We start from the raw sequence: 21,506 nt of genomic DNA, 5'->3' as shown, positions 1-21,506 counted from the left end.
GCCTTCAAGTTTTCGACATAAAAAAAGCTGGCGCCATAATGGTGCCAGCTTTTTTATTGCGTAATAGCTTAGGTATTTTATTGCTGAAATACTTTATTAATTTGCCACTACAGTCTTAGCCTCGCTGATACCTTCTAATAAGATTAGCTCTTCCTCAAGTAATCCTAGCATGTCTTGAACGTGCGGTAGCAGCTTACTACAAGCAGTAATACAAAATTCAATTTTATCTTGATAGCTAGAAAGCGTGATATTCAGCGCTTGTCCATCAACGATAATGGAGGCTGGATATAGCGCTTTTAGCGGTGCGCCATTCCAATATAATGGTTTTTTAGAGCCTGGCACATTTGAGATAATGAGGTTAAACGCCTGCTTTCTGGGGAACAAACCTGTCAGTACGTTGATACCTTCCCACGCATAAGCGATCGCGCTATAGTTGATAATTTGCGCTTTGTTCATACGTCTAAAGCGACGTTTACCACTATTCATACTCTTATAAATCAATTGTAGACGCTTGGCTGGGTCGTCTAAGTGCGTGCCCAGATTTGCCATCAAAAATGAAATCTGATTGCCCGATGCACTTTCATCGCAGCGTAAAGACATCGGTACAAAGCCGATCAATGGCTTAGTCGGCAAGGCATTCATGGAAAGCAAGTAGCGACGCAGCGCGCCTGCACAGACAGCCAATACCACGTCATTGACGTTAACTTCAAACGCATCAGCGATGACACGAAAGCGCTGCATGTCGTAAGACTGAGCGGCAATGCGCCGTGAGGCTGAGATACGTTGGTTGAGAATACTCATGGGTGCATCAAAGGTACCGACATAACCTTCATCATCACCATGCTTAAAGTTGTCGAGCAGTTCGGTAAAGACGGGCTTGATGGTAGATAATTGCTCTTTTAAGATACTGGTTATAGAGCGGTCAGCGGGTAATAACTTATCCACTGACTTACGATGACGCGCTATCAATGACCATATCGGTAAACTGACAGGCTCAGTGGGGGACTGTGATAAGGATTTTTCGACCAAACGCATGGCTGCAACACCATCGACTAATGAATGATGGATTTTGAAATATAAGGCAAAACGTTCAGGTCTACCCTCGGATTCAGGCAAAATACCTTCGATAATATGACATTCCCACAAAGGCATGGCGCGATCTAGCAAACGGCTATGCTCTTTCGAGATATACATCAACAGTTCACGAACACGCCCGGGATTTGGCAGCGCGACATGACGGAAATGATGCTCCACATCGAACTCTTCATCTTCTTTCCAAAACACCAGTCTGTCGAGCACTTGGTTAAAGGGAAAGCTTGGCGGTACCGTGGCGGTTTGCATTTGCTGCACGAGTTGATTGACAAAGTCACCATCCTCATTTTGCCCATCCTGTGGTAACTCGAATAAGAACAATCCTCCCACGTGCATGGGTTGTTTACGCGACTCAAGAAGTAAGAATAACTGGTCAACAGCGGTGAGTAGTCGCATAATAAATCCTTTTATGGCGATAAGTTTTCAATAAAAAATATATGGTCTGCCCATTATAAAATCGCTACAGCGATAACCTCGTAAGCCATGCTAAATAAGGTATCGCTTACACTCAGTCTTATTGTATCGATACTATTGTGGACTGACCATCATCAATAAGTGGCTATTTGGATGGCTACTAAAACCATGATTTAATAAAATGTCATGGCACCCATCAGCGTTATGTGGTTTCTATCTTATTAGTTTATCACTGGTTTTTCATTAAAAATATGTATTAAAAACGCTATGCCAACCAGCAACCCAGCCGACAGCTACTGGAAAAAATAGCCTGTTTGCGGTGAGCTGGCAGTGGCCATTTTGCGCATCGGCATACGACCAGCTAAGAAAGCCTGACGTCCTGCCCACACAGCATGCTTCATCGCATGAGCCATCATCACTGGGTTTTGAGCATTGGCAATCGCTGAGTTCATCAACACGCCATCGCAGCCAAGCTCCATAGCAATCGCTGCATCAGAAGCCGTGCCGACACCGGCATCAACCAAGACGGGCACTTTGGCGTTTTCGATAATGAGACTAAGGGTGTGGCGATTGAGCAAACCAAGACCCGAGCCAATCAAGCTACCAAGCGGCATGATCGCCACGCAGCCCATACTTTCAAGCTCTTGCGCGACAATTGGATCGTCTGAGGTATAAACCATGACCTCAAAGCCGTCATCAATCAGCACTCTTGCGGCTTTTAAGGTTTCCATGATATTAGGATAAAGGGTTTTTTCATCACCCAAGACTTCCAGCTTAACCAGATTGTGTCCACCCAATAATTCGCGAGCAAGCTTGCAAGTACGAATCGCTGTTTCAGCGTCAAAACAGCCCGCAGTGTTGGGCAAAATGGTGTATTTATCAGGGGAGATCACATCAAGCAAGTTGGGCTCGTCACTATTCTGACCGATATTGGTGCGGCGAATGGCGACGGTGACAATTTCTGCTTCTGAGGCACCAATGGCAGCCCCTGTCTCAGTCATATCTTTATATTTGCCTGTACCGACCAACAGTCGCGACGAAAATGTACGACTACCGACAGTGAAGGTGTCTTGGGAAAGTGGCATAGGGATGGTAGCAGTGGAAGCCTGTGACATAACTGAGAATCCTAATAGCGAGGGTGCAGGGTTGGACAAAAAAAGCGTTAACAATGTAAGCCGTTAAGAAGCGAGTGTTAATCACTAGTTATTAATTAGTAGCCGTCAACTCGTAGATGGTAATTACTGACTGACTGGCTAATTACTGACTAACTAATAGTAACGCATTGTCAGCAAAATAAGAAATCACATGGTAGTCTTATTGAGTATAAAGCGGTTAGCAAATAAGCCAGCCACATAAAATGCTACTCGCTCAAAACAAAATGTTATTATAACAAACTCATGCGCGCTTACTTGCAGTCTTTTTTGCTTTAGTCAATTAGGCGCACAATGCCCTTGTGAAGCATGAAAAGGCTTTTATTTCTGACGTTATATCTATTTATCAGGTCGACTATATGATGCAACTGCCGTACAGTTTTGCCAAACGCCATCAACTCTTGGTCATTCTTGCTATTGATCCTGAGCTGCCACCGACTTTAGTGCTGACCAAAGCCACGCCATTGCCAGCGATTAATGAGGCGGTGCGTTTTTTACAGCAGCAGGGCATACGTGGTGTGCCGACTTACGAAAGCGTCAGCGCCGATGACTTTGAAAGACGCATGAATGCCGCTTATGCAGGCAATACGGGCGAATCACAGCATATCGCTGCTGGGCTTGAAGATCATCCTGACCTCGATAGTTTAGCGGATAGCGTGCCCGAGACTGAAGACTTGATGGATCAGCAAGACGATGCGCCCATTATCCGTCTGATCAATGCGTTGCTGTCCGAAGCGATTCGCCTCAACGCCTCAGATATTCATATCGAAACCTTTGAAAAACGTCTGGTCGTGCGCTTTCGCGTCGATGGCGAGTTAAAAGAAATTATCACCCCCAAACGCCAGTTGGCACCGCTATTGGTCTCGCGTATTAAGGTCATGGCAAAGCTCGATATCGCTGAGAAGCGCGTACCACAAGATGGGCGTATCAGTTTGCGTTTAGCAGGACGAGAAGTAGATGTGCGGGTATCGACCTTGCCATCGAGCTTTGGTGAGCGGGTCGTGATGCGTCTGCTCGATAAACAAGCGGGTCGTCTTAATATGACCTATTTGGGACTCTCTGATAATGACTATAGCGAGCTTAAACGTTTAATTCATCGTCCCCATGGCATTATTTTGGTCACAGGGCCGACAGGTTCGGGTAAAACCACCACGCTATACTCAGCATTGACTGACCTCAACGATCAAACCCGTAATATCTTGACCGCAGAAGATCCGATTGAATTTCAGCTCGATGGTATTGGGCAGACACAAGTCAATAATAAAGTTGATATGACCTTCGCCAAGAGTCTGCGCGCGATGTTGCGCCAAGATCCCGATGTGGTGATGGTTGGTGAGATTCGCGATTTAGAGACCGCTGAAATCGCAGTACAAGCGTCGTTAACAGGGCATTTGGTATTATCAACCTTGCACACCAATACTGCCATCGGTGCGGTGACACGCTTGCAAGATATGGGTGTAGAGCCATTTTTATTATCCTCATCGCTCATCGGTGTGGTCGCCCAGCGTTTGGTACGTACGCTGTGTACGCATTGCCACACGTGGCAGCATGCTGATAGCGAACAGGCAAAATTATTTACAGAAATTGGCATACCGTTGGGTGTTGAAGGTTTGGCAGCTGAGGTCATCAATTTACCCAAGCCAGTGGGCTGCGATAAATGTAATCAATCGGGTTTTAAAGGTCGTACCGCGATATATGAGGTCGTTCCCGTTGACGACACCTTGCGACGGATGATTCATAGTAATACGGCGGAGTACGAGCTAGAAGAATACGCACGCCAGCAGACACCATCGATACGTGCTGATGGGTTGCGTAAAGTCATCGCAGGCAGGACAACATTAGAAGAAGTGTTGCGAGTGACCAAAGAAAGCGCACTCACTGATGATATGATTGTATAAAGTATGGTTGTCTAAAGCAGAACGATTATTGAATCAAAAGTTAGGTGAATTGACTCAATAATCGCGTCATGGAAAAAGCCAGTTTGGCTTATTTTTAATAGCGTTACTATTTTGCAGCGATGCACTCGACTTCAACGCTAGCACCAGCGGCCAACTCTGCGACACCGAACGCAGAGCGTACAGGGTAGGGCTTAGCCAATTCAGCTTTATAGACTTTATTAAAATCATCAAAATCATCCATATCCGTCAGCATCGCCATACATTTGACGATGTCAGACTTTTGGTAGCCGTATTTTAGTAGCGTGGCATGGATGTTGTCTAAAGCTTGTTTTGCTTCCGCTTTGATCCCGCCTTTGACCAATTTGCCATCTTTAAAACCGATTTGTCCAGACATGTATAAAGTGTCGCCGACACGTACCGCTTCTGAAAACGGATAGTTGCCACCATCACCCAAAAAGACAGGGCTAGATTTCGCAATACTTGCGCTATTAGTTGCGGGCGCGGCATTGGCACTAACGGCAAATCCTAATGAGCACGCAGCTACTAAAAGCGCCTTGGACAGGTTGGTAGTAAATTTATAGTTATGTGTGGACATCGCTGTTTCCTTATTATAATACCAAACCCAAAAAGTACGATTAGCGGCGTCAAACTCGTTTAGTCTACAATAAGTAGTACGTTCACTCGTCTTTCTGGCTACGCTTATTTTTGTGAATGGTATAAGCTTATGAATCAAACGTACACTATAGATACTATAGGTAAAGCAGAAAATTGCCAAATAGTGCAGTCGCGATTAGGCTCTCGCTTGCTTTAAGCATTATCATCACTTTCGATTGTAGTGTCGTCTGTTGTGGAAGCAGTAACAGAGTTACTAGATTGCTCAGTCTCAGTTTTGGACTTATTGTTTTGTCCTTGGCGACGTGCTTCTAACTCTGATTTCGGCACCCAAGCCCATAGCATTTCAACCACGATAGGGTCGCGATCACTGTCAGACTCGCGGTCATGGATCACGCAAGGAATAACCATCTCGCCTTTTGGGGTGTTTAAAATGTCCAAGCGTTGCTCATCAGACAAGGTCGCCACTGCGGCCACTTGACCTTTTTTAATCGGGCGATAAAAATTAATCGAGTAAGATTTAATCAGTAATACACGGTCAGAAGGTAGGTTTAAACCCAAAATAAATCCCGTTGCGGTCTCAGCCAGTAAAGTGATGGCAACAGCGTGGATAGAGCCAATATGGTTTTGCACGGCTTTGTTATTATTCAAGCTGACCACGACTTGATTGGGGTCGACTGTTTCATAATAGACGCCCGTCGTGCCCACATACGGCACCACTTTGCCAAAAGCTTTGGATAAAATAGTAGAGCGCGCACCAGCGGGTAAATATTTAGTCACCGATAAGAGTTTGGTGAATTGATTGTTTACGGGCTTAAGGGTGCTATTGGGTTTTTCGACTGGCGATCTTGTGCTGTCAGTGTTGTTGGCTGGCAATTTATTGGTCAGCTTACTAGGGAGTCTTTTTAATAATCCTGACATACAAAATTCCTTATTTAGGTCAGTTAGATGAGATTTTAGCATGATAAATTTTCATGATAGTGGCAAGTGAGGTAGAGGTTATCGTCACCGCTATTGCGACCATATTACCTTAACCTAAGTGTCACTACTATTATTAGCATGAACTACCGCGCTTATAAAATGCCAGTAACGTAGCCATATAATTAAGGGTAATCAGGGGTAATTAGGAGTGATGAGAGCTTGTGAAATACTTTTAGACGAAGCTATCTGTTAGATTAAGCTGCTAGCTGTAAAAATAACCATGCTGTAATAGTGGTATTTTAGCACGATTTTATTGTTTTTTTGATACCCATTTTGGATGCTGGACGACGTTATGCCTGAGAGAGAGATTCATGAGCCGACCAATATTATTTATACTGGCGTCGCTGGTACTGGTAAAACCTACCAGTTGCTACAAATCGCTCAGCAATACACTGACGATTTGCCGAGAGTAAACGAGGCTGATTTGCTGGCACAGTTATTACAAACGCTAAGCTGGCGTGATGTGGTATGTTTGGTGTTTTTAGATTTTCACTCCGAAAAACAAGACCTCGTAAAAGTACCTGAAATCGTCAGTCATGAATTTTTTGTCGCCAAAGCCGCACAGAATGCACGTGAGAAAAATTTAAGTAATACGGCATGGTCAGTGCTGCAAATGCACAGTCCCACCAGCTCAAAAACGGTTACGTACAAGAACCGTGCTAGCCAGGCCTACTTTGATAAAGACAATAGCGGGGCATGGTATTTGCTCCCTGAGAGCATGCTGTTACTAAAGGATTTATCGCAGAAACTAGCAGAGTTTCAGCAGGCGCAGCATGATAATACCGCAAGCAAACACCACGCTTTTAGTGACCAGCGTTTTAGTATGGTCAGTTTTCATCAGGCCTATGGTTATGAAGAATTTGTTGAAGGTATTCGTCCCGTCATGGCGGCATCTGGGCAGACGGGCAATAACCAAGCACAAATGAGCTACGCTATTCAAGATGGCGCGTTCCTCAAGCTTTGTCAGCGTGCAGCGCGTGACCCTAAACGGCGCTATGCCATGCTGATCGATGAGATTAACCGTGCCAACGTCTCACGGGTATTTGGCGAGCTACTCAGCCTAATTGAAGCAGATAAGCGAGCTGGCACGGCAAACGCTATGAGTGTTAATTTGGCCTACTCTGGGCGCGCTTTTAGTGTGCCAGCCAATGTCGATATCTACGCCACGATGAATATTCAAGACCATTCTTTAGCGCCATTAGACATGGCTTTGCGTCGGCGCTTTCGCTTTATTGACTGTCCGCCAAAGCCAGAACTGTTGTCCATTATCACCGCTTTTGGCAACGCCAATCAAAGTTTAGAAAGCACTCAGTCAGCAGCATCCATAGATTTGACCAAATTGCTGACGGGTCTAAACAATCGCATTAGCCAAACGTTGGGGATGGAGGCACGATTGGGTCATGCATTTCTGTTTGGTGTACAGAGTTTGGCGCAGCTACAGACCGCATTGATTGAACAAATCATTCCACAATTGGCACAAGCGGCGGGCGGGCAAGTCGCTATCTTGCAGTACGTGTTCAGAGATGAGCAGCAGCCGATGAAGGCGCAGTTTATACAAGATAGCCAAGCGGCAATTAGTCAGCATTTGGATGACGAAATAAATGACCAGACGAATACTATGACATCAAGTCAATTATTTAGCGGTCACAATGCCTTTTTAGGACAGTCGATGCATACTGGTAGCTATAAGATTAATGAAGATTTTCTCGCAAGGACAGGTGAGTTTACCAATCTAGCTGTCTACCAGCGTTTATATTAATAAGGTTACCAATTGTTCATCAATAGCGTCGCATATGCCCCTATGAATGGTATCGCCAATAATAGTAGCACCAATAACAGTAGCGCCAATAACAGTATCGCCAGTAATGTTATTGGCGCTACTATGAAGGCGCTTGATACCAATATCATGACGGTATTTGAGCATCAGCGTTTGATGGTTCATGATTTTTTGCAAGCGTCTGATTTTCAGTGGTTGATGGCGCAAGAGTTTGCCGTATTTACTATCAAACGCAAGCAGGGACAATGGCAGCTAAAGGTCGGGCATTATATTGGCATAGTGTTATTGCCCAGCGGTATGACGCTTGAGATTTTGCCCAAGATGATTGCCTCAGCGTCTACCAGTCGCACGCCACAGCAGCAGTCTTTTGAACCTCATCAAAATAGCGCTAGCGATATCAGACAAGCCCGTCAATGGGTACAAAATATGCTGTCCGACTTGATTAATCCTAGTAACCGATACCATAGCAAACTGCCCAATACAAAAAACTTAGGTCAATTTAACGCGCAGATGACGCCCCTGCCGCTAAGCGCGCCATCGTTGTCGGATTGGCTCGCGCACCAGTTTTTACAGCGTTTGGCACATTATCAACCGACCCAGCATTATCAGGCTCAGGTGGATAACCAAGCAACGCTACAAGGTCGGCTATTGATCAAAGAGCAACTGCGCTGCAATAGTGTACAACCGCATAAGTTCGTCTGTGAACGCAGTGTATTGAGCCAAGATATGCTGAGCAATCGCGTGATCAAGAGTGCATTGGTATGGCTGGTACCACTCCTACAAACAGCCATGCCGCCGAAATCCATACAGCTCTGGCAATCAGTACATGCGCTTAATTACCATGAGCGGCAGCAACTAGAGTCGGTATATCAGCAAGCAAAGCGCCAACTAGCGCTGCAACCCCTGAGTCAATTACAAGCAAACGCCGCCCAGCAATTGCTAGATTTGGCTTATTGGCTATTGCAGCAGTCAAATATAGAGACAGGCAGCGGTCTTGATACCAACTTATCCTCTAATCAATCTTCATCACGACCACGTTTGTGTCTGCTGATTGATATGAATCAAGCTTTTGAGCAATGGGCAAGCCTACGTATCGCTTCGATGTTTGAGCAATTAAATTTAAATTATAAAGCACTGCATCAAGCACAAAGCGTGTGGCTAAATGATGCAGAAGGGCAGGCATGCTTATCTATCCGTCCGGATTTACTTATTTATCAGATGCCGGATAATGATATTCGTGAGGATAAAAGTGGTAGAAAAACTCCCTATAAAAATAGCCATGGCACGGCTAGCGCAAAAAAAACGCGTAACTACAGCCATGTGATCGACATAAAGTGGAAGCATCTGAGCCATTCAGGAGCAATCAGTGCCAGTGATGCCTATCAGTTGACCAGTTATGCGCAAGCGTATCAAGCAGGACAGGTGTGGTTGGTCTATCCGGTGCAAGGTAACATCAGGCAACCGGTAGCACTCAGACAACAAGTTCAAGGAAGCAGCGATAGTGACAGCAATCCCTCAAACGTGGCAAAGCTGTGGCTTATGCCTTTTGATGTCTTGAGTGGCACGTTGAACGGTAAGCTCCTGCAAGAATGATAGACGCTATCATTGCTGTGTTTCACTAACCATAACTCGCAACGAAAAACGGCTATTTAAAACAATTTCAATAAAATTTGGTTAATTTATGAATTAATTGAAAATAGGTGTTGACAGCATCGTCTTTTCCCCTTAATATGTGCACCTCGATAGCGAGGAACATTAAGCAGTTAGCGGCATTGCCGATAACGAATTAATCAACTTAACTATCGTGATAATAGAGAATTTCGGAGTGTGGCGCAGTTTGGTAGCGCATCTGGTTTGGGACCAGAGGGTCGTAGGTTCGAATCCTATCACTCCGACCATCTATTTTAAGAGCCTTACAGGCTTTTTTTTATGTATAATGATATTGTTTTTGATGTTATAAATTTCTAATATTATAAGCAGATCAAAATTTGTAAAAGTCCTTTAAGAGCGCCTGTAGCTCAGCTGGATAGAGCATCTCCCTTCTAAGGAGGTGGCCGCAGGTTCGAATCCTGCCAGGCGCACCATTTAGCCTGCAAATCTTGCCTTCCTTGGCAAATAGTTATGGCGGTTGTAGCTCAGTTGGTAGAGCCCCGGGTTGTGATCTCGGTTGTCGTGGGTTCGAGTCCCATCAGTCGCCCCATTTTATTTAATACTATTTTCTACTTATCTTATTTATAAATACTGATTGCCCTCGTTGGCATTTTTTTTCGTCTGCATTTTTTGTTTCTTAATTTTTTACTTCTTTATTTTTTCAATTCTCTGACCATTTTCTTCTGGTTAGACGATCGCGTGTCACCCCTTACTTTTCGCTCATGCCGTGTTGGTTTTTTAAATCACCAACGGATTTATTAGTCGCTAATTTTCTTATCAGTGTTTTGTCACCAATATTTTATGAGCACAGTTGATTTTGACAAAGCTTAGTTTTAACAAGGCTTAATTTTGATAGGGCTTGGCTTTTATTTAGTCATATATCCCTACTTCTTTTAGGGTAAACTGCTCATTATTAAGTAAATATAAACTATTCATTAAAAATTTAGAATAATGATTTGATGGTATGGGTGAGGGTGGCTAATTTAGAGTACTGAGCCTTATTAATGCTGCTAATATTAAATATTTCTACAGAGGCAATAAAGGACGGTCTTTCTACAAATTCGGGTTCGATATGTGTTTAGCGTACGTATAATTTTAAGTGCAGTCCACGATAAGTGATTTCTCTTGTGTAATATCTCTTAGGTGGTTTATTTTGCAGGGTTAAGATCAACTGCCATAGATTATTGAGGAAGTTATTGATGGACGCACTGAGTGTATTGCTACAAAATGTGCATTTGTTTGAAACAAAATATTATCGTTTAAATGGTTCGGGTAATTGGTCGTATTCACTGACCAGAAAAGACACCATTCTATTTTATTTGGTGATGTCAGGTAGCTTTTGTATCGATGTGGGCAATGGCTTACGAGAGGCACATGCCGGCGACATCATCATGGTTCCCAATGCTTATCAACATGTCAGTTATGCGCTGAGTCATCATGGGAATGATGCCAAGCCGTTGGATGAGCTGCTCACTAATTGCAAAGACAATACGCTTGATATGATAAGTGACGGTGATGAGAAGTCGTCGTTGATACTGATTGAGTGCAAATACGACAAAGAGATGGTTAATCCTTTATTGTCGGTGTTGCCATCGATATTGCCTGAGATCAATAATGACACCGATGGTCGGTTTGAGGTCATTGATGTAGAGATTAAACTCTTAACCTTAGAGTCTCAGCATGAGCGCATGGGCAAAACGGCAGTGATCAATCATTGGGCAAGTATTATGATGATTGAGTGTTTGCGCGTTTATATCGAAAGCATACCTGAGGCAACAGACAATTGGTTAAAGGCGATGAAAGATCCGTTTTTAACCAAAGCGCTAGCCGCGATGCATAATGCACCGAGCCAAAATTGGACGATTCTGACGCTTGCTGAGGTCGCTGGCATGTCACGCTCCAGCTTTGCCCAGCGCTTTAAAGATACTGTCGGTATGCCGCCACTGACCTACTTAATCGATTATCGCTTGCGTTTGGCCGCCCGTTATTTACGTTTGCAGCAAAACAGTATTAGCCGTATCAGTGAGCTGGTCGGTTATGCGTCGGACTCGACCTTTAGCCAAGCCTTTAAGCGCGTCTACGGGGTGTCGCCAAAAGCGTATCGCCAACAGTACCAAAGACAGCTGCTGGCTTAGTGTCTGACAGCGTCTTTAATCCCATCACAAAACATCATCGCAAAAATACCCTCGTAAAGCGTTAAGGTTGAATATTCGACCTTAACGCTTTTTTTGTTTTATATATGCTTGAATACTGAATATTCTCACTCGATAACGAAACCTAAATGGCGTTATTTGATTAAGAGTCTTTTGCTGCTGTAAAGCTGACAATGCGCTTAGGTTCAGGTACTATGGAGTGATGAGTCGCCTAGGTGCGACCACTTGCTTCTAGCGCTTTATATCTTACTGTCTGGCAGTGATATCTGGTGACTCAAGCGATGTTTATTTTTGAAGCTGATGGTGTGTTATGACTGAACCGACCGCAAAACCAACTGCAAAATCGTATGACCAAAAAGGCGCTTCTACGTTTGCCAAAAATAGCAGCAGTATCGATAAAAATGATATCGGACACAATCAGCCTCTGTCAGAAGATAAGCTAAAAAATAAGGTAGCGATTTTTCCTGATAAAGCAGCGTTGTTGGCATTATTCACCTTGCCCACTTCTGAAAATGTAGGGAGTGAAAGCGCAAGGATTGACAGCACAGGTATCGAAAACGCAGAGATTGAAAAATTTGCTGTCAACGAAACCAATATTGCCGAGCAGCGTGTGGCACTCTATCGTGCCCAGCACGAACGTACGCGTCTACTTTATATGGCGTCTGCCGCCACGCGACCCACTTATTTGGTGCAAACACTAAAAGCACAGTTCACCGAATATCAACAGTATTTACTCGCACAGCAGCTTGATAAGCGCGGTCTAATGGATACCGATGCGCTTGAAAGGCTTTGGCAGCAGCTGCATGTGGTCGATGATATTATCGCAGATATCGTGCGCCATATGCCCGCACAGCAGCCAGCGGGCTGGCAGCTAACTATGCAGGATGGTCACAATCCATTGCGTTTCGCAACGGTTGGCAAGCTTAAACACGGCAAGCCTATCTTAGAGCAAGCCAGCCTCAACAGTTATGTACTCAGTCACTTTGGCGTCAGCAGTTTTACCTATGACCGTGGCTATTACATCGGTCATGTCGTCGGCTATTTATTCAGTTGTTATTTTTGCGCCCATTTGTCTGTTAGCTATAGCGTGACGTCGCTTGGTCAGCAGGTCGTTGCCGATTATGAGTATGCCAGTCTTGAAACCCCGCATATGGTGCGGTTGCTACAAGGCTTGGACAGTTATTGTAAAAAACGTATCTATCAGCTGGCAGTCATCTGTGCGCGGCTTAGTGTTTTCGCCAGTGACAAACGCATTGAGAGAATGTTGATCGCTGAAGTGAATGATTTTGATAAAAAATTGCAACAGCAGCATCTGGATGTTTTATTATTACAAGGCTTGATGCCTGATAATAACGACTCAACGCCCCTGTTTTAAGTGGTTTTTTATCTAAGCCAGCCGTTATTTAAGCATTGATATTTACGCACTGATATTTACGCACTGATATTTACGCACTAATCCAACCCTTTTTTGACTACTTTAGGATATCCGCTGCTATGCCCGCTTATCATTATAAAGCGCTCGACGACCACGGCGGTGTCCAAAAAGGCTTACTTGAAGGGGATTCTGCGCGACAAGTACGCCAGCAGCTGCGCGATAAGCAGTGGACACCCGTTGAGGTCAGTGCGGTCAATGACAGACAAAATCAACATAAAAGCCGTTATAAAAAACCATCGGCTTATGAGTTGGCGCTGCTCACCCGTCAATTATCAGTATTACTCGCGGCTGGTATTCCGCTTGAAGAAACGCTGGCCGCCGTCGCCAAGCAATCGCCAAAAACCCATATCAAATCCTTAATGCTTGCCGTGCGTTCGCATGTTTTAGAGGGCTTGAGCCTCGCCCGTGCGTTGCAGCAAGCGGCCAGTTTTCCACCGTTATATATCGCTACCATTGCTGCTGGGGAAAAGTCCGGTCATTTGGATTTAATCCTGAATCAGCTGGCAGACTACACCGAAAACCGTTTTGCGCTGCAAAAGAAAATCCAAGGTGCGATGGTTTATCCGATTGTGCTAATGGTAATGGCAGTCGGGGTAATCATGGGTTTGATGAGCTTCGTGGTGCCCAAAATCGTCAAGGTTTTTGAGCAGTCTGAGCAAGCACTACCTTTGATTACCCAAATCGTACTTAGCCTATCGAACATCATTACCCAGTGGTGGTGGCTGATGCTGCTAGTACTGTCAGGGACGGCGTTTTTGTTCTATCGCTTTGCTCAGACACAAGCAGGTAAGCTGACGATAGATAGTGTCGTGCTTAAACTGCCGATATTGGCGCGGCTATCGAAGGGACTTAATGCCGCACGCTTTGCCAGTACCCTTGCGATATTGGTGCGCTCAGGCGTACCGCTGATTGAGGCACTACACATTGGCGCTGCCGTTGCGACCAACTTGCATATTCAAAAAACCATTATCACTGCTGCCGATAGGGTGACAGAAGGCTCAAGCTTATCCAGTCAGTTAGAAAAATCTTCATACTTTCCGCCGATGATGGTACAGATGATCAAAAGTGGCGAGAACTCAGGCGAGCTTGAAAACATGCTCAGCCGCGCGGCCAATATGCAAGAAGCGGAAGCCACCAACTTTATTAGTACTTTGCTGTCATTACTTGAGCCTTTGATGTTAGTGTTGATGGGTGTGGTGGTCATGATTATTGTGATGGCAGTGATGCTACCGATTGTGAATATGAATGATTTGGCAGGCTAGCTAATATCTTTCTAAACCTTGCGCCAGCTTTCTTAAGATTTGCTTACTGTTGTATATTGTTGACTGAGTCGCATTTTTACTATGGCAAACTCAAGCACCACGCTATAGTGAAAGCGGGTCAAAATTATACTCATCAATGTCAGCCGTTACTGAATACTGGCTGTGATGACAATATGAGCGCAGCGCTGGATAAAAATAAAACCATGGTTTATAGTGATAATCGTCTCAAGACTAATCAATACAACTTGACTGCCATTTTACGATTTAAATTACTCTGATCCCAAAAGCGATGATAAAAGCGATGACTATGATTGACAACCTTCAAGGAAAGACGGTGCCGCAACGTGAGATAAACCAAGCTCCTTCGGATACCATGGGTGAGCAAACGCCATTATCGGTGCAGCGCCGTCCAGCAAAAGCGCATTACCAGTCAGGATTTACCCTTATTGAGATTATGGTCGTCATCGTGATTTTGGCGATTCTTGCTGGTTTAGTAGTGCCAAAAGTGGTTGGGCAAAGCGATAAAGCGCGTGTCAAAACCACTGAAACCGCACTAGCGACCGTATCGAATGCCCTTGATATGTATAAGGTGGACAACTCACGCTATCCGACCACTGCGCAAGGTCTTGATGCTCTGACGACACCGCCTGCGGATGCCAAAAACTATCCTGATGGTGGCTATATCAAAGGTGGCTATCCAACCGATGGTTGGGAGAGTGAGATGCAATATGTGGCACCGGGTAACGAAGGTCGCCCTTATGACTTATTCTCGTTAGGGGCAGATGGTCAGCAGGGCGGTGAAGGTCAAGATGCTGATATTTATGCCAAGTTATAAACTATTTAGCGCCACTGACAATAGAGAATAACTGGTAGCGGTTTTAAAAAACAGGATCTACGACCTCACAGTTAATGATCGATGTATATCAATCAATAAGGCATTATTGGTTGATATTTTTTATGCATTGGTCAAAAAAATCCGACGTTATTTCGATATATGATCAACTTAAAATAAAATCAATACGCCCTAATAGTTATGTGCGACTGGTATAAATTTCGCTTGCTTGCTGCTATCACAGAGGCTACAAAAAATTCATCCCAGTCGCACTGTATTTTTTTAAAGTAATTCCACTATAAGTCGATAGGTTCAGCGCTAATCGTAGCGCTGGGTTTTGAGTGCTAACCCAGCCAACTTCTAAACATTGAAAGCAGCAATCAAAGGTAGACAACCATGCCAATTAATACGCCATTTTGCAGAATGCTAACAAGCAAAGCAATAACAATCAAAGCTACTGCCAAAAAACCTTGTTTATTGTCTTTCGTTTTGTTGGGTAGTACGCTACTGACTGGACTGACAGCGACTTCCATGACGGTACAAGCAGCAGGATTGAGTGACTTGTTTAGTAATAACAACAGTGCCTCGCAATCGAAGTTTTTGCCAGTCGATCAAGCTTTTCAAGTTGTCAGCAGTACCAAAGCCACTTCTAAAGGCACGCGTTTATCGATCGCTTTCGAGATTACGCCGGGTCATTATGTCTATAAAGACAAGCTCACTTTACGTTTTCCTAAGGGAGTGAGCGCCACGCCGTTTACGTTTAATCAGTCACCTGTCTCAATCGATGATCCAACTTTTGGCAAGGTGCCTGTATTTACGCAAAGGAGTGTGATTGCAACCACGACTCTGATTACCAGCAATGGCAAAGGCGCCAAGAATGTGCCCGTTATTATTGGTTGGCAAGGGTGTGCAACAGCAGGATTATGCTATCCGCCAGAAAAAGTTAAAACGAAGATAAACATTGCTGCGACACGCAGATAACACGCAGACAAACAGCAAGCAGATTGATTCAAATATCGGTAATAATAGGTAGCCATTCATGTCCATCAAGACATTACGAAATTCCTCATCATTCAGCACCACTACTCGTCAAAGAAAATCATATGTCTTAGCGCTTGCTATCGCTAGTGGTTCACTACTTACCGGTCTGGCAGCGACCTCGATGACGGTGCAAGCGGCAGGGCTTAGCGACCTCTTTAGTAGCGATAAAAGTGCTGGGCAGTCAAAATTTTTGCCAGTAAATCAGGCGTTTCAAGTCAGTACGGATAGTACACCTACCAAATCTGGTACGCGTTTATCAATTAATTTTGATATCACTCCTGAGCATTACGTCTACAAAAAGCAAATTAAGCTCACGCTACCTGCGGGTGTGACTGCCGCGCCGTTCACCTTTAGCCAAACACCCTATTCAATGGATGATCCAACTTTTGGCAAGGTGTTGGTGTTTGATCAGGCAAACATGATCGCTACCACCACATTGACGAATAATAGTGGCAAAAATATAGATAACGCCGCTATTGTCGTCGGCTGGCAGGGCTGTGCGAAAGCTGGACTATGCTACCCACCTGAAAAGATTAATACGACTGTCGATATCGTAGCCACATCGGCACAAATAACGGCAGACGATGCTAGTGCTGTGAACAAAGAGGCTGCGTCTAATGGCTCTACTGCAAACAACAGTCCTGCGAGTACAACCAATTCAACTATAAACTCTAACACGACATCAGAAGATATTGCTGTAACTGCTCTTGACAATGCTTTGCCTGATAAAGAGCAAGCACTGACAGACGATGGTGCTATTGATTATGATCTAATTGATGATAGCGCTGTAGAGTATGACTCTTTGGGTGGTAGTGCTGCGGCGAATACGCTCTCTAGAGCAGATAGCAACGTATCGGGTGAGGCGACCAACAGCGACAACGTATTATCTAATAACTTTATCGACAACGATCCCTTTGGTTTGGCGAGCCATCCTTGGCTAGCATTTGGCTTGCTATTCTTAGCAGGTTTGGGTTTGGCATTGACGCCTTGCGTGCTGCCAATGTTGCCTATCGTTGCTAACATCGTTGCCCGTCAGAAAAATCCAACAGTCAAAAAAGGCGTGATTTTAACGACCAGCTATGCAATAGGGGTCTCTATTGCCTACGGTATCTTGGGCGCGGTGATTGCTGTCTTTGGCGAGTCATTAGGTATAATCGGTTGGCTACAAAACCCCATTATCTTAATCAGCTTTGCCATTGTATTCGTTTTGCTAGCACTCTATATGCTCGGTGTCTTTACGATTCGTCTACCGCGTGCCATTACCAGTAAAATGCAAGGTTTAAGTCAAGCCGGTGATAGCAAGTTGGGCAGTACGGGTGGTAGCTTGGTTGCTGGTTTCTTATCAGCCTTAGTGGTATCTCCTTGTGTGTCTGCACCATTATTCGGGGCATTACTGGCCGTCTCGACCATTGGTAGTCCGCTATTAGGGTTTGCCGCATTATTTATGCTGGGCTTTGGGTTGTCCGCACCGCTGATCCTAATTGGGGCAACGCAAGGCAAAATCATGCCAAAAGCTGGCGAGTGGATGAATTGGGTCAAGCTGGGCTTTTCTTTATTGTTATTCGCCGTGGCATTGTTAATGATTGAGCGCGTCTTTATCTCACCAGTCATGCTATTGGTCTGGGCGCTATGGTTTATGGTCGTAGCAACATGGGCATGGAGCTGGATAGGCAAGGGTCGTATGCTGACCCAAGCATTGGGGTTGATTGCAGGTATTTGGGCGACGACACTGGTTATCGGTGCAGCGTTGGGTAACGATGATAGTCTGCATCCACTGGCTTCACTAACTTCCCCTATGATGGCGCAAACGACTGGCCAGACGACTGGAGTGAGTAATGCCAGTAGCAATGCTAATGATGTGCGCATTACCACTCTTGCGGAGCTAGATGTGATTACCGCGGCTAATCCTAAAGTGATTGTCGATGTCACTGCTGAATGGTGTATTGAGTGCCGTATTATGGATAAAAACCTATTCCACAATCGTCCTATGCAGATGCAAGATTGGCAATTGGTGCGCTTAGATATCACGGAAACCACGGATGCTTCAAAAGCTATCTTGGCACGTTACCAATTGTTTGGTCCACCAACGCTATTGTATTATCAAGACGGTCAATTGGTGAATAAGCAAGTCGGTGAAATCGGTCGTCAAGAGTTTGAGCAAACATTGACGGAATTGAATAAGACACAGTAAATGTGATGCTCTAAAGAACGATCAATTTAACTAAGAAATACATCGATGAGCCAGCGTCTCCCTCAGCCGAATAAGCTGAGGGAGACGCTGGTTTTTTTGTACCGATTTCTTAATATATGTTCAGTGTCTTATTTCTTAACAATGATCGCATTTACTATTTAAAGAGAAGGATTTGTCATTATGGCTGTTAAGTCATTATTAATTGAGTCTATGCTAGATTAAGTCTTGATAACGCTAGTATAATGGCAGTAATTTTATTACAATAACGCAACAATGTTCAAGCAGCAATGCTATGGCCGATGGCTACCAAAACTGGTTATGAGCGACACGCCCCAATAATTTTCAATCACATATCTATATCACTGACGACCAACTTTAGCTTAGCTATTATTGATGCTACCTGCATTAGACAATCTACTGGCTTCAATGCCAATCATGACAAAGGACACTTATGTTTGCTCCTCTTACACCCCAGCATCAGACTCGAAGCCTTATGGCTTTAGGGTTTGGGTCAAAGACTCAGCTGAGCATCGCTATGGGTATCGCTTTAAGCTGTACGGCTTTGCAAGCACAAGCGGCGAATGACGGTCAGGTTTATAATGAGATACCTGTTGCAGAAGCTATGCTTGAATATGATAATGACAACTCTCCACAAGTGGTTTACGAACGTCTAAAAAACCCTAATACGCCTATTGATCGTAGTAAGCTGCCGAGTAATGACTTTGTCGCCAAACAGGCGAAGTTGTTTTTTGAATGTACGCAAGTACAGACCAGTTCTGCCCGTCTGGCCTGCTTCGATAAGGTAGCTGAGCAAGGCGAAACGCCAAGCTACACGAGTACCAAACAACCGCTAGATTTGGCAAAAACCTTCAAATCGACCATTTCAGGTAACCCGCAAGTCGTCTTTGCTGAAGAGAATACCACGAATATTGTGCAGGCCAATAAGACCGATACAGGTTTACTGGCCAATCAGTCAGATTCTACTGAGAGCCTAGATACCGTTGGACTGACGCAAAGAGAAGCAGAAGTTTTAGAAAACGTAGGCGTCACGCAAGGCGATATCGAAAAGTATACGCCGCTTAGTTTGTCTTATGACCTTGATAAGAACAGCGAGCGTGGTACTTGGACGGTCAGACCTTATCGACCAACCTACGTGTTACCACTATTTTATACGTCTGATCCCAATTTAAATCCAGGGACACCGTCTCAAGAAACAGAGTCTTTGTCTGCAAATGACATACGTGAGACTGAGCTGAAGTTTCAGTTGTCTTTAAAGACTAAAGTTGCTCAAGATTTATTCGATACCAGTGCAGATTTGTGGTTTGGTTATACCCAAGAGTCGCATTGGCAGGTTTATAACGAAGATAACTCGCGCCCATTCCGCGCGACTGATTATCAGCCTGAAATATTTTTGACCCAACCAGTAGCAGCTGACCTACCTTTTGGTGGCCGTCTACGTATGTTAGGTGTCGGTGCTGTTCACCATTCTAATGGACAAGACGATCCGTTATCACGCTCATGGAATCGTGCTTATTTGATGGCCGGAGCGGAGTGGGGTAAGCTTTCAGTCATACCGCGTCTATGGGCTCGCGTGAACAGCGATAATAGCAGCGATGATGACAATCCAGATATCGAAGACTATATGGGTTATGGCGATATCAAGTTCTTGTATGATTTGCCTGATCAACAGAGCCTTAGTGGTACCCTGCGTTATAATCCAAGCACGAACAAGGGCGCTGCACAAATCGACTATATCTATCCGTTGTCAGAAAACGTCAATGGTATGGTGCAGTTGTTCCAAGGTTATGGCGAGTCTATCATCGATTATAATCATGAAAACACGTCTATTGGCTTTGGTATCGTACTTAATGACTGGAAGGGTTTTTAGTATCAATACTCATCCTGACCATAAAGCATGTACCGCTTAGCACCTTATCAAACCGGACTATGGCTGGCAGAGTATCTGAGTATACGCTGCCAGTTATGCCGTCTTCACCAAAGCGTGTCACAATCTCAGCTGATACAAGACCAGCCAAAAAAATCCCAAATAGTAGAGTCACAGTACTCGTCAAATACCGCTAATTCCATATCTGGTTCTTTGCCTAACAATCATTCGATTGTCGCCAATCTGCGCTATTTTTTTGATAAGCGTTTAAATAGCGGTTTGCTCTGTCCGCATTGCCATCACAGCATAAGCTGGTTACCTAAACCCTTTCAGGTAGACATTGCAGCGGGCAGTGCGCTCTCTATCCAAGCAGCGACCTATTACGATTATCCGATACGCCAAGCGATTCGTGCGTTTAAGCATCACGAAGATATGACCAAGCTGCCACTATTGCTACACGCTTTGCGTCAACTCCCACGCCCGCACGGCTGTCATCACGACAATAGTATGATCGTCGCCATGCCGACCACCGCTCAACGCCTGATCAAACGTGGCTTTGACCCCGTTAGTATTTTATCAGCGCACCTATCCAAACATTGGCAAATACCGCTATGGCATGGGGTGCAGCGTATAGATGACACTATCAGTCAGCAAGGACTGACGCGTGCTGAACGCTTGAGTAATTTAGACAACGCTTTTGCATTAATTGAAAAACCACCCAATAAACGCTTGATATTATTTGATGATGTCGCCACCACCGGTGCTAGTCTGCAAGCGTTAGGGCGTACAGTACATAGCTTGTCTAGCATTACCTCCCTCAATAACGCTCCAACCTCTCATAAACATCCTCTTATTGCTTATGCTCTAGCGCATGGTAGTCAGTCATAGAAGTATTCCCATCTGATTGATGGCTACTATTATGTTGCTAATGTGTTACCTTATCGCTATATTATGAATATACTCTAGCTAAATTTGTTGTTTCTCTATGCATTACTTTATAGCTGTTACTACAACGCTATTTATGAATGAAAATGGAATAGAAATTGCAGGAAAACTGTACAGATTATTAAAGATATTAAATGAGCGGCACAGGCTTTACCACCATAAAAACTAGGTGCTCAGCACCATTAAG

At 44.5% G+C, this 21,506-nt stretch carries 15 protein-coding genes and 3 tRNA genes; 14 read left to right on the top strand and 4 right to left on the bottom strand.

Features of this window, described 5'->3' with window-relative positions; genetic code table 11:
• Positions 1-96: 96 nt before the first annotated feature.
• Both IE130_RS05770 and IE130_RS05765 read right to left on the bottom strand, forming a co-directional pair.
• On the bottom strand, positions 97-1,488 hold the full coding sequence (locus IE130_RS05770) for a WS/DGAT/MGAT family O-acyltransferase (protein ID WP_189583062.1): 1,392 nt from the start codon (positions 1,486-1,488) through the stop codon (positions 97-99).
• Between the two features lie 311 nt (positions 1,489-1,799).
• Positions 1,800-2,591 carry a thiazole synthase gene (locus tag IE130_RS05765; protein ID WP_026037035.1) on the bottom strand — a complete coding sequence of 264 codons (792 nt, stop codon included), beginning with the start codon at positions 2,589-2,591 and terminating at the stop codon, positions 1,800-1,802.
• A gap of 425 nt (positions 2,592-3,016) precedes the next feature.
• Here IE130_RS05765 and gspE point away from each other — a divergent pair, with 425 nt between their 5' ends.
• Positions 3,017-4,555, top strand: coding sequence for a type II secretion system ATPase GspE (gspE, locus tag IE130_RS05760; RefSeq protein ID WP_189583059.1), 1,539 nt, complete (start codon positions 3,017-3,019; stop codon positions 4,553-4,555).
• Between the two features lie 106 nt (positions 4,556-4,661).
• Here gspE and IE130_RS05755 read toward each other — a convergent pair whose 3' ends face one another.
• Together IE130_RS05755 and IE130_RS05750 are read right to left on the bottom strand one after the other, a co-directional pair.
• On the bottom strand, positions 4,662-5,150 hold the full coding sequence (locus IE130_RS05755) for a RidA family protein (protein ID WP_189583056.1): 489 nt from the start codon (positions 5,148-5,150) through the stop codon (positions 4,662-4,664).
• Between the two features lie 212 nt (positions 5,151-5,362).
• Complete coding sequence (locus IE130_RS05750; RefSeq protein ID WP_189583053.1) at positions 5,363-6,088, bottom strand: DUF4442 domain-containing protein; 726 nt, start codon at positions 6,086-6,088, stop codon at positions 5,363-5,365.
• Positions 6,089-6,440: 352 nt separating this feature from the next.
• Between IE130_RS05750 and IE130_RS05745 the strand changes: the two genes are divergently transcribed.
• From IE130_RS05745 to IE130_RS14195, 13 genes are all read left to right on the top strand, one after another.
• The gene (locus IE130_RS05745; protein WP_189583050.1) at positions 6,441-7,907 is read left to right on the top strand and encodes an McrB family protein; all 1,467 of its coding nucleotides are present in this window, start codon (positions 6,441-6,443) and stop codon (positions 7,905-7,907) included.
• 12 nt (positions 7,908-7,919) lie between these two features.
• The gene (locus tag IE130_RS05740) at positions 7,920-9,518 is read left to right on the top strand and encodes an McrC family protein (protein WP_227676147.1); all 1,599 of its coding nucleotides are present in this window, start codon (positions 7,920-7,922) and stop codon (positions 9,516-9,518) included.
• A 228-nt stretch (positions 9,519-9,746) separates the two neighbouring features.
• Positions 9,747-9,823, top strand: a tRNA-Pro gene (locus tag IE130_RS05735).
• A 109-nt stretch (positions 9,824-9,932) separates the two neighbouring features.
• Positions 9,933-10,009, top strand: a tRNA-Arg gene (locus tag IE130_RS05730).
• Positions 10,010-10,049: 40 nt separating this feature from the next.
• Positions 10,050-10,125, top strand: a tRNA-His gene (locus tag IE130_RS05725).
• 649 nt (positions 10,126-10,774) lie between these two features.
• On the top strand, positions 10,775-11,710 hold the full coding sequence (locus tag IE130_RS05720) for a helix-turn-helix domain-containing protein (RefSeq protein ID WP_189583047.1): 936 nt from the start codon (positions 10,775-10,777) through the stop codon (positions 11,708-11,710).
• A gap of 328 nt (positions 11,711-12,038) precedes the next feature.
• A complete protein-coding gene (locus IE130_RS05715; RefSeq protein WP_189583044.1) occupies positions 12,039-13,103 on the top strand; it encodes a hypothetical protein in 1,065 nt (354 codons plus the stop codon).
• Positions 13,104-13,222: 119 nt separating this feature from the next.
• Positions 13,223-14,425, top strand: coding sequence for a type II secretion system inner membrane protein GspF (gene gspF, locus IE130_RS05710; protein ID WP_189583041.1), 1,203 nt, complete (start codon positions 13,223-13,225; stop codon positions 14,423-14,425).
• Positions 14,426-14,798: 373 nt separating this feature from the next.
• On the top strand, positions 14,799-15,260 hold the full coding sequence (gene gspG / locus IE130_RS05705) for a type II secretion system major pseudopilin GspG (RefSeq protein WP_189584089.1): 462 nt from the start codon (positions 14,799-14,801) through the stop codon (positions 15,258-15,260).
• Between the two features lie 393 nt (positions 15,261-15,653).
• On the top strand, positions 15,654-16,238 hold the full coding sequence (locus tag IE130_RS05700; protein ID WP_189583038.1) for a protein-disulfide reductase DsbD N-terminal domain-containing protein: 585 nt from the start codon (positions 15,654-15,656) through the stop codon (positions 16,236-16,238).
• Between the two features lie 58 nt (positions 16,239-16,296).
• Positions 16,297-18,489, top strand: coding sequence for a cytochrome c biogenesis protein CcdA (locus tag IE130_RS05695; protein WP_189583034.1), 2,193 nt, complete (start codon positions 16,297-16,299; stop codon positions 18,487-18,489).
• Positions 18,490-18,940: 451 nt separating this feature from the next.
• The gene (locus IE130_RS05690) at positions 18,941-20,377 is read left to right on the top strand and encodes a phospholipase A (RefSeq protein WP_189583030.1); all 1,437 of its coding nucleotides are present in this window, start codon (positions 18,941-18,943) and stop codon (positions 20,375-20,377) included.
• Positions 20,378-20,404: 27 nt separating this feature from the next.
• Entirely contained in the window at positions 20,405-21,262 is an 858-nt protein-coding gene (locus IE130_RS14195) for a ComF family protein (protein WP_227676146.1), read from the top strand.
• Positions 21,263-21,506 lie beyond the last annotated feature (244 nt).

Origin of the sequence: Psychrobacter glaciei, assembly GCF_014652895.1 — a bacterium.
Classification (GTDB): Bacteria; Pseudomonadota; Gammaproteobacteria; order Pseudomonadales; family Moraxellaceae; genus Psychrobacter; species Psychrobacter glaciei.
This window is presented reverse-complemented; position numbering and strand designations above follow the sequence as displayed.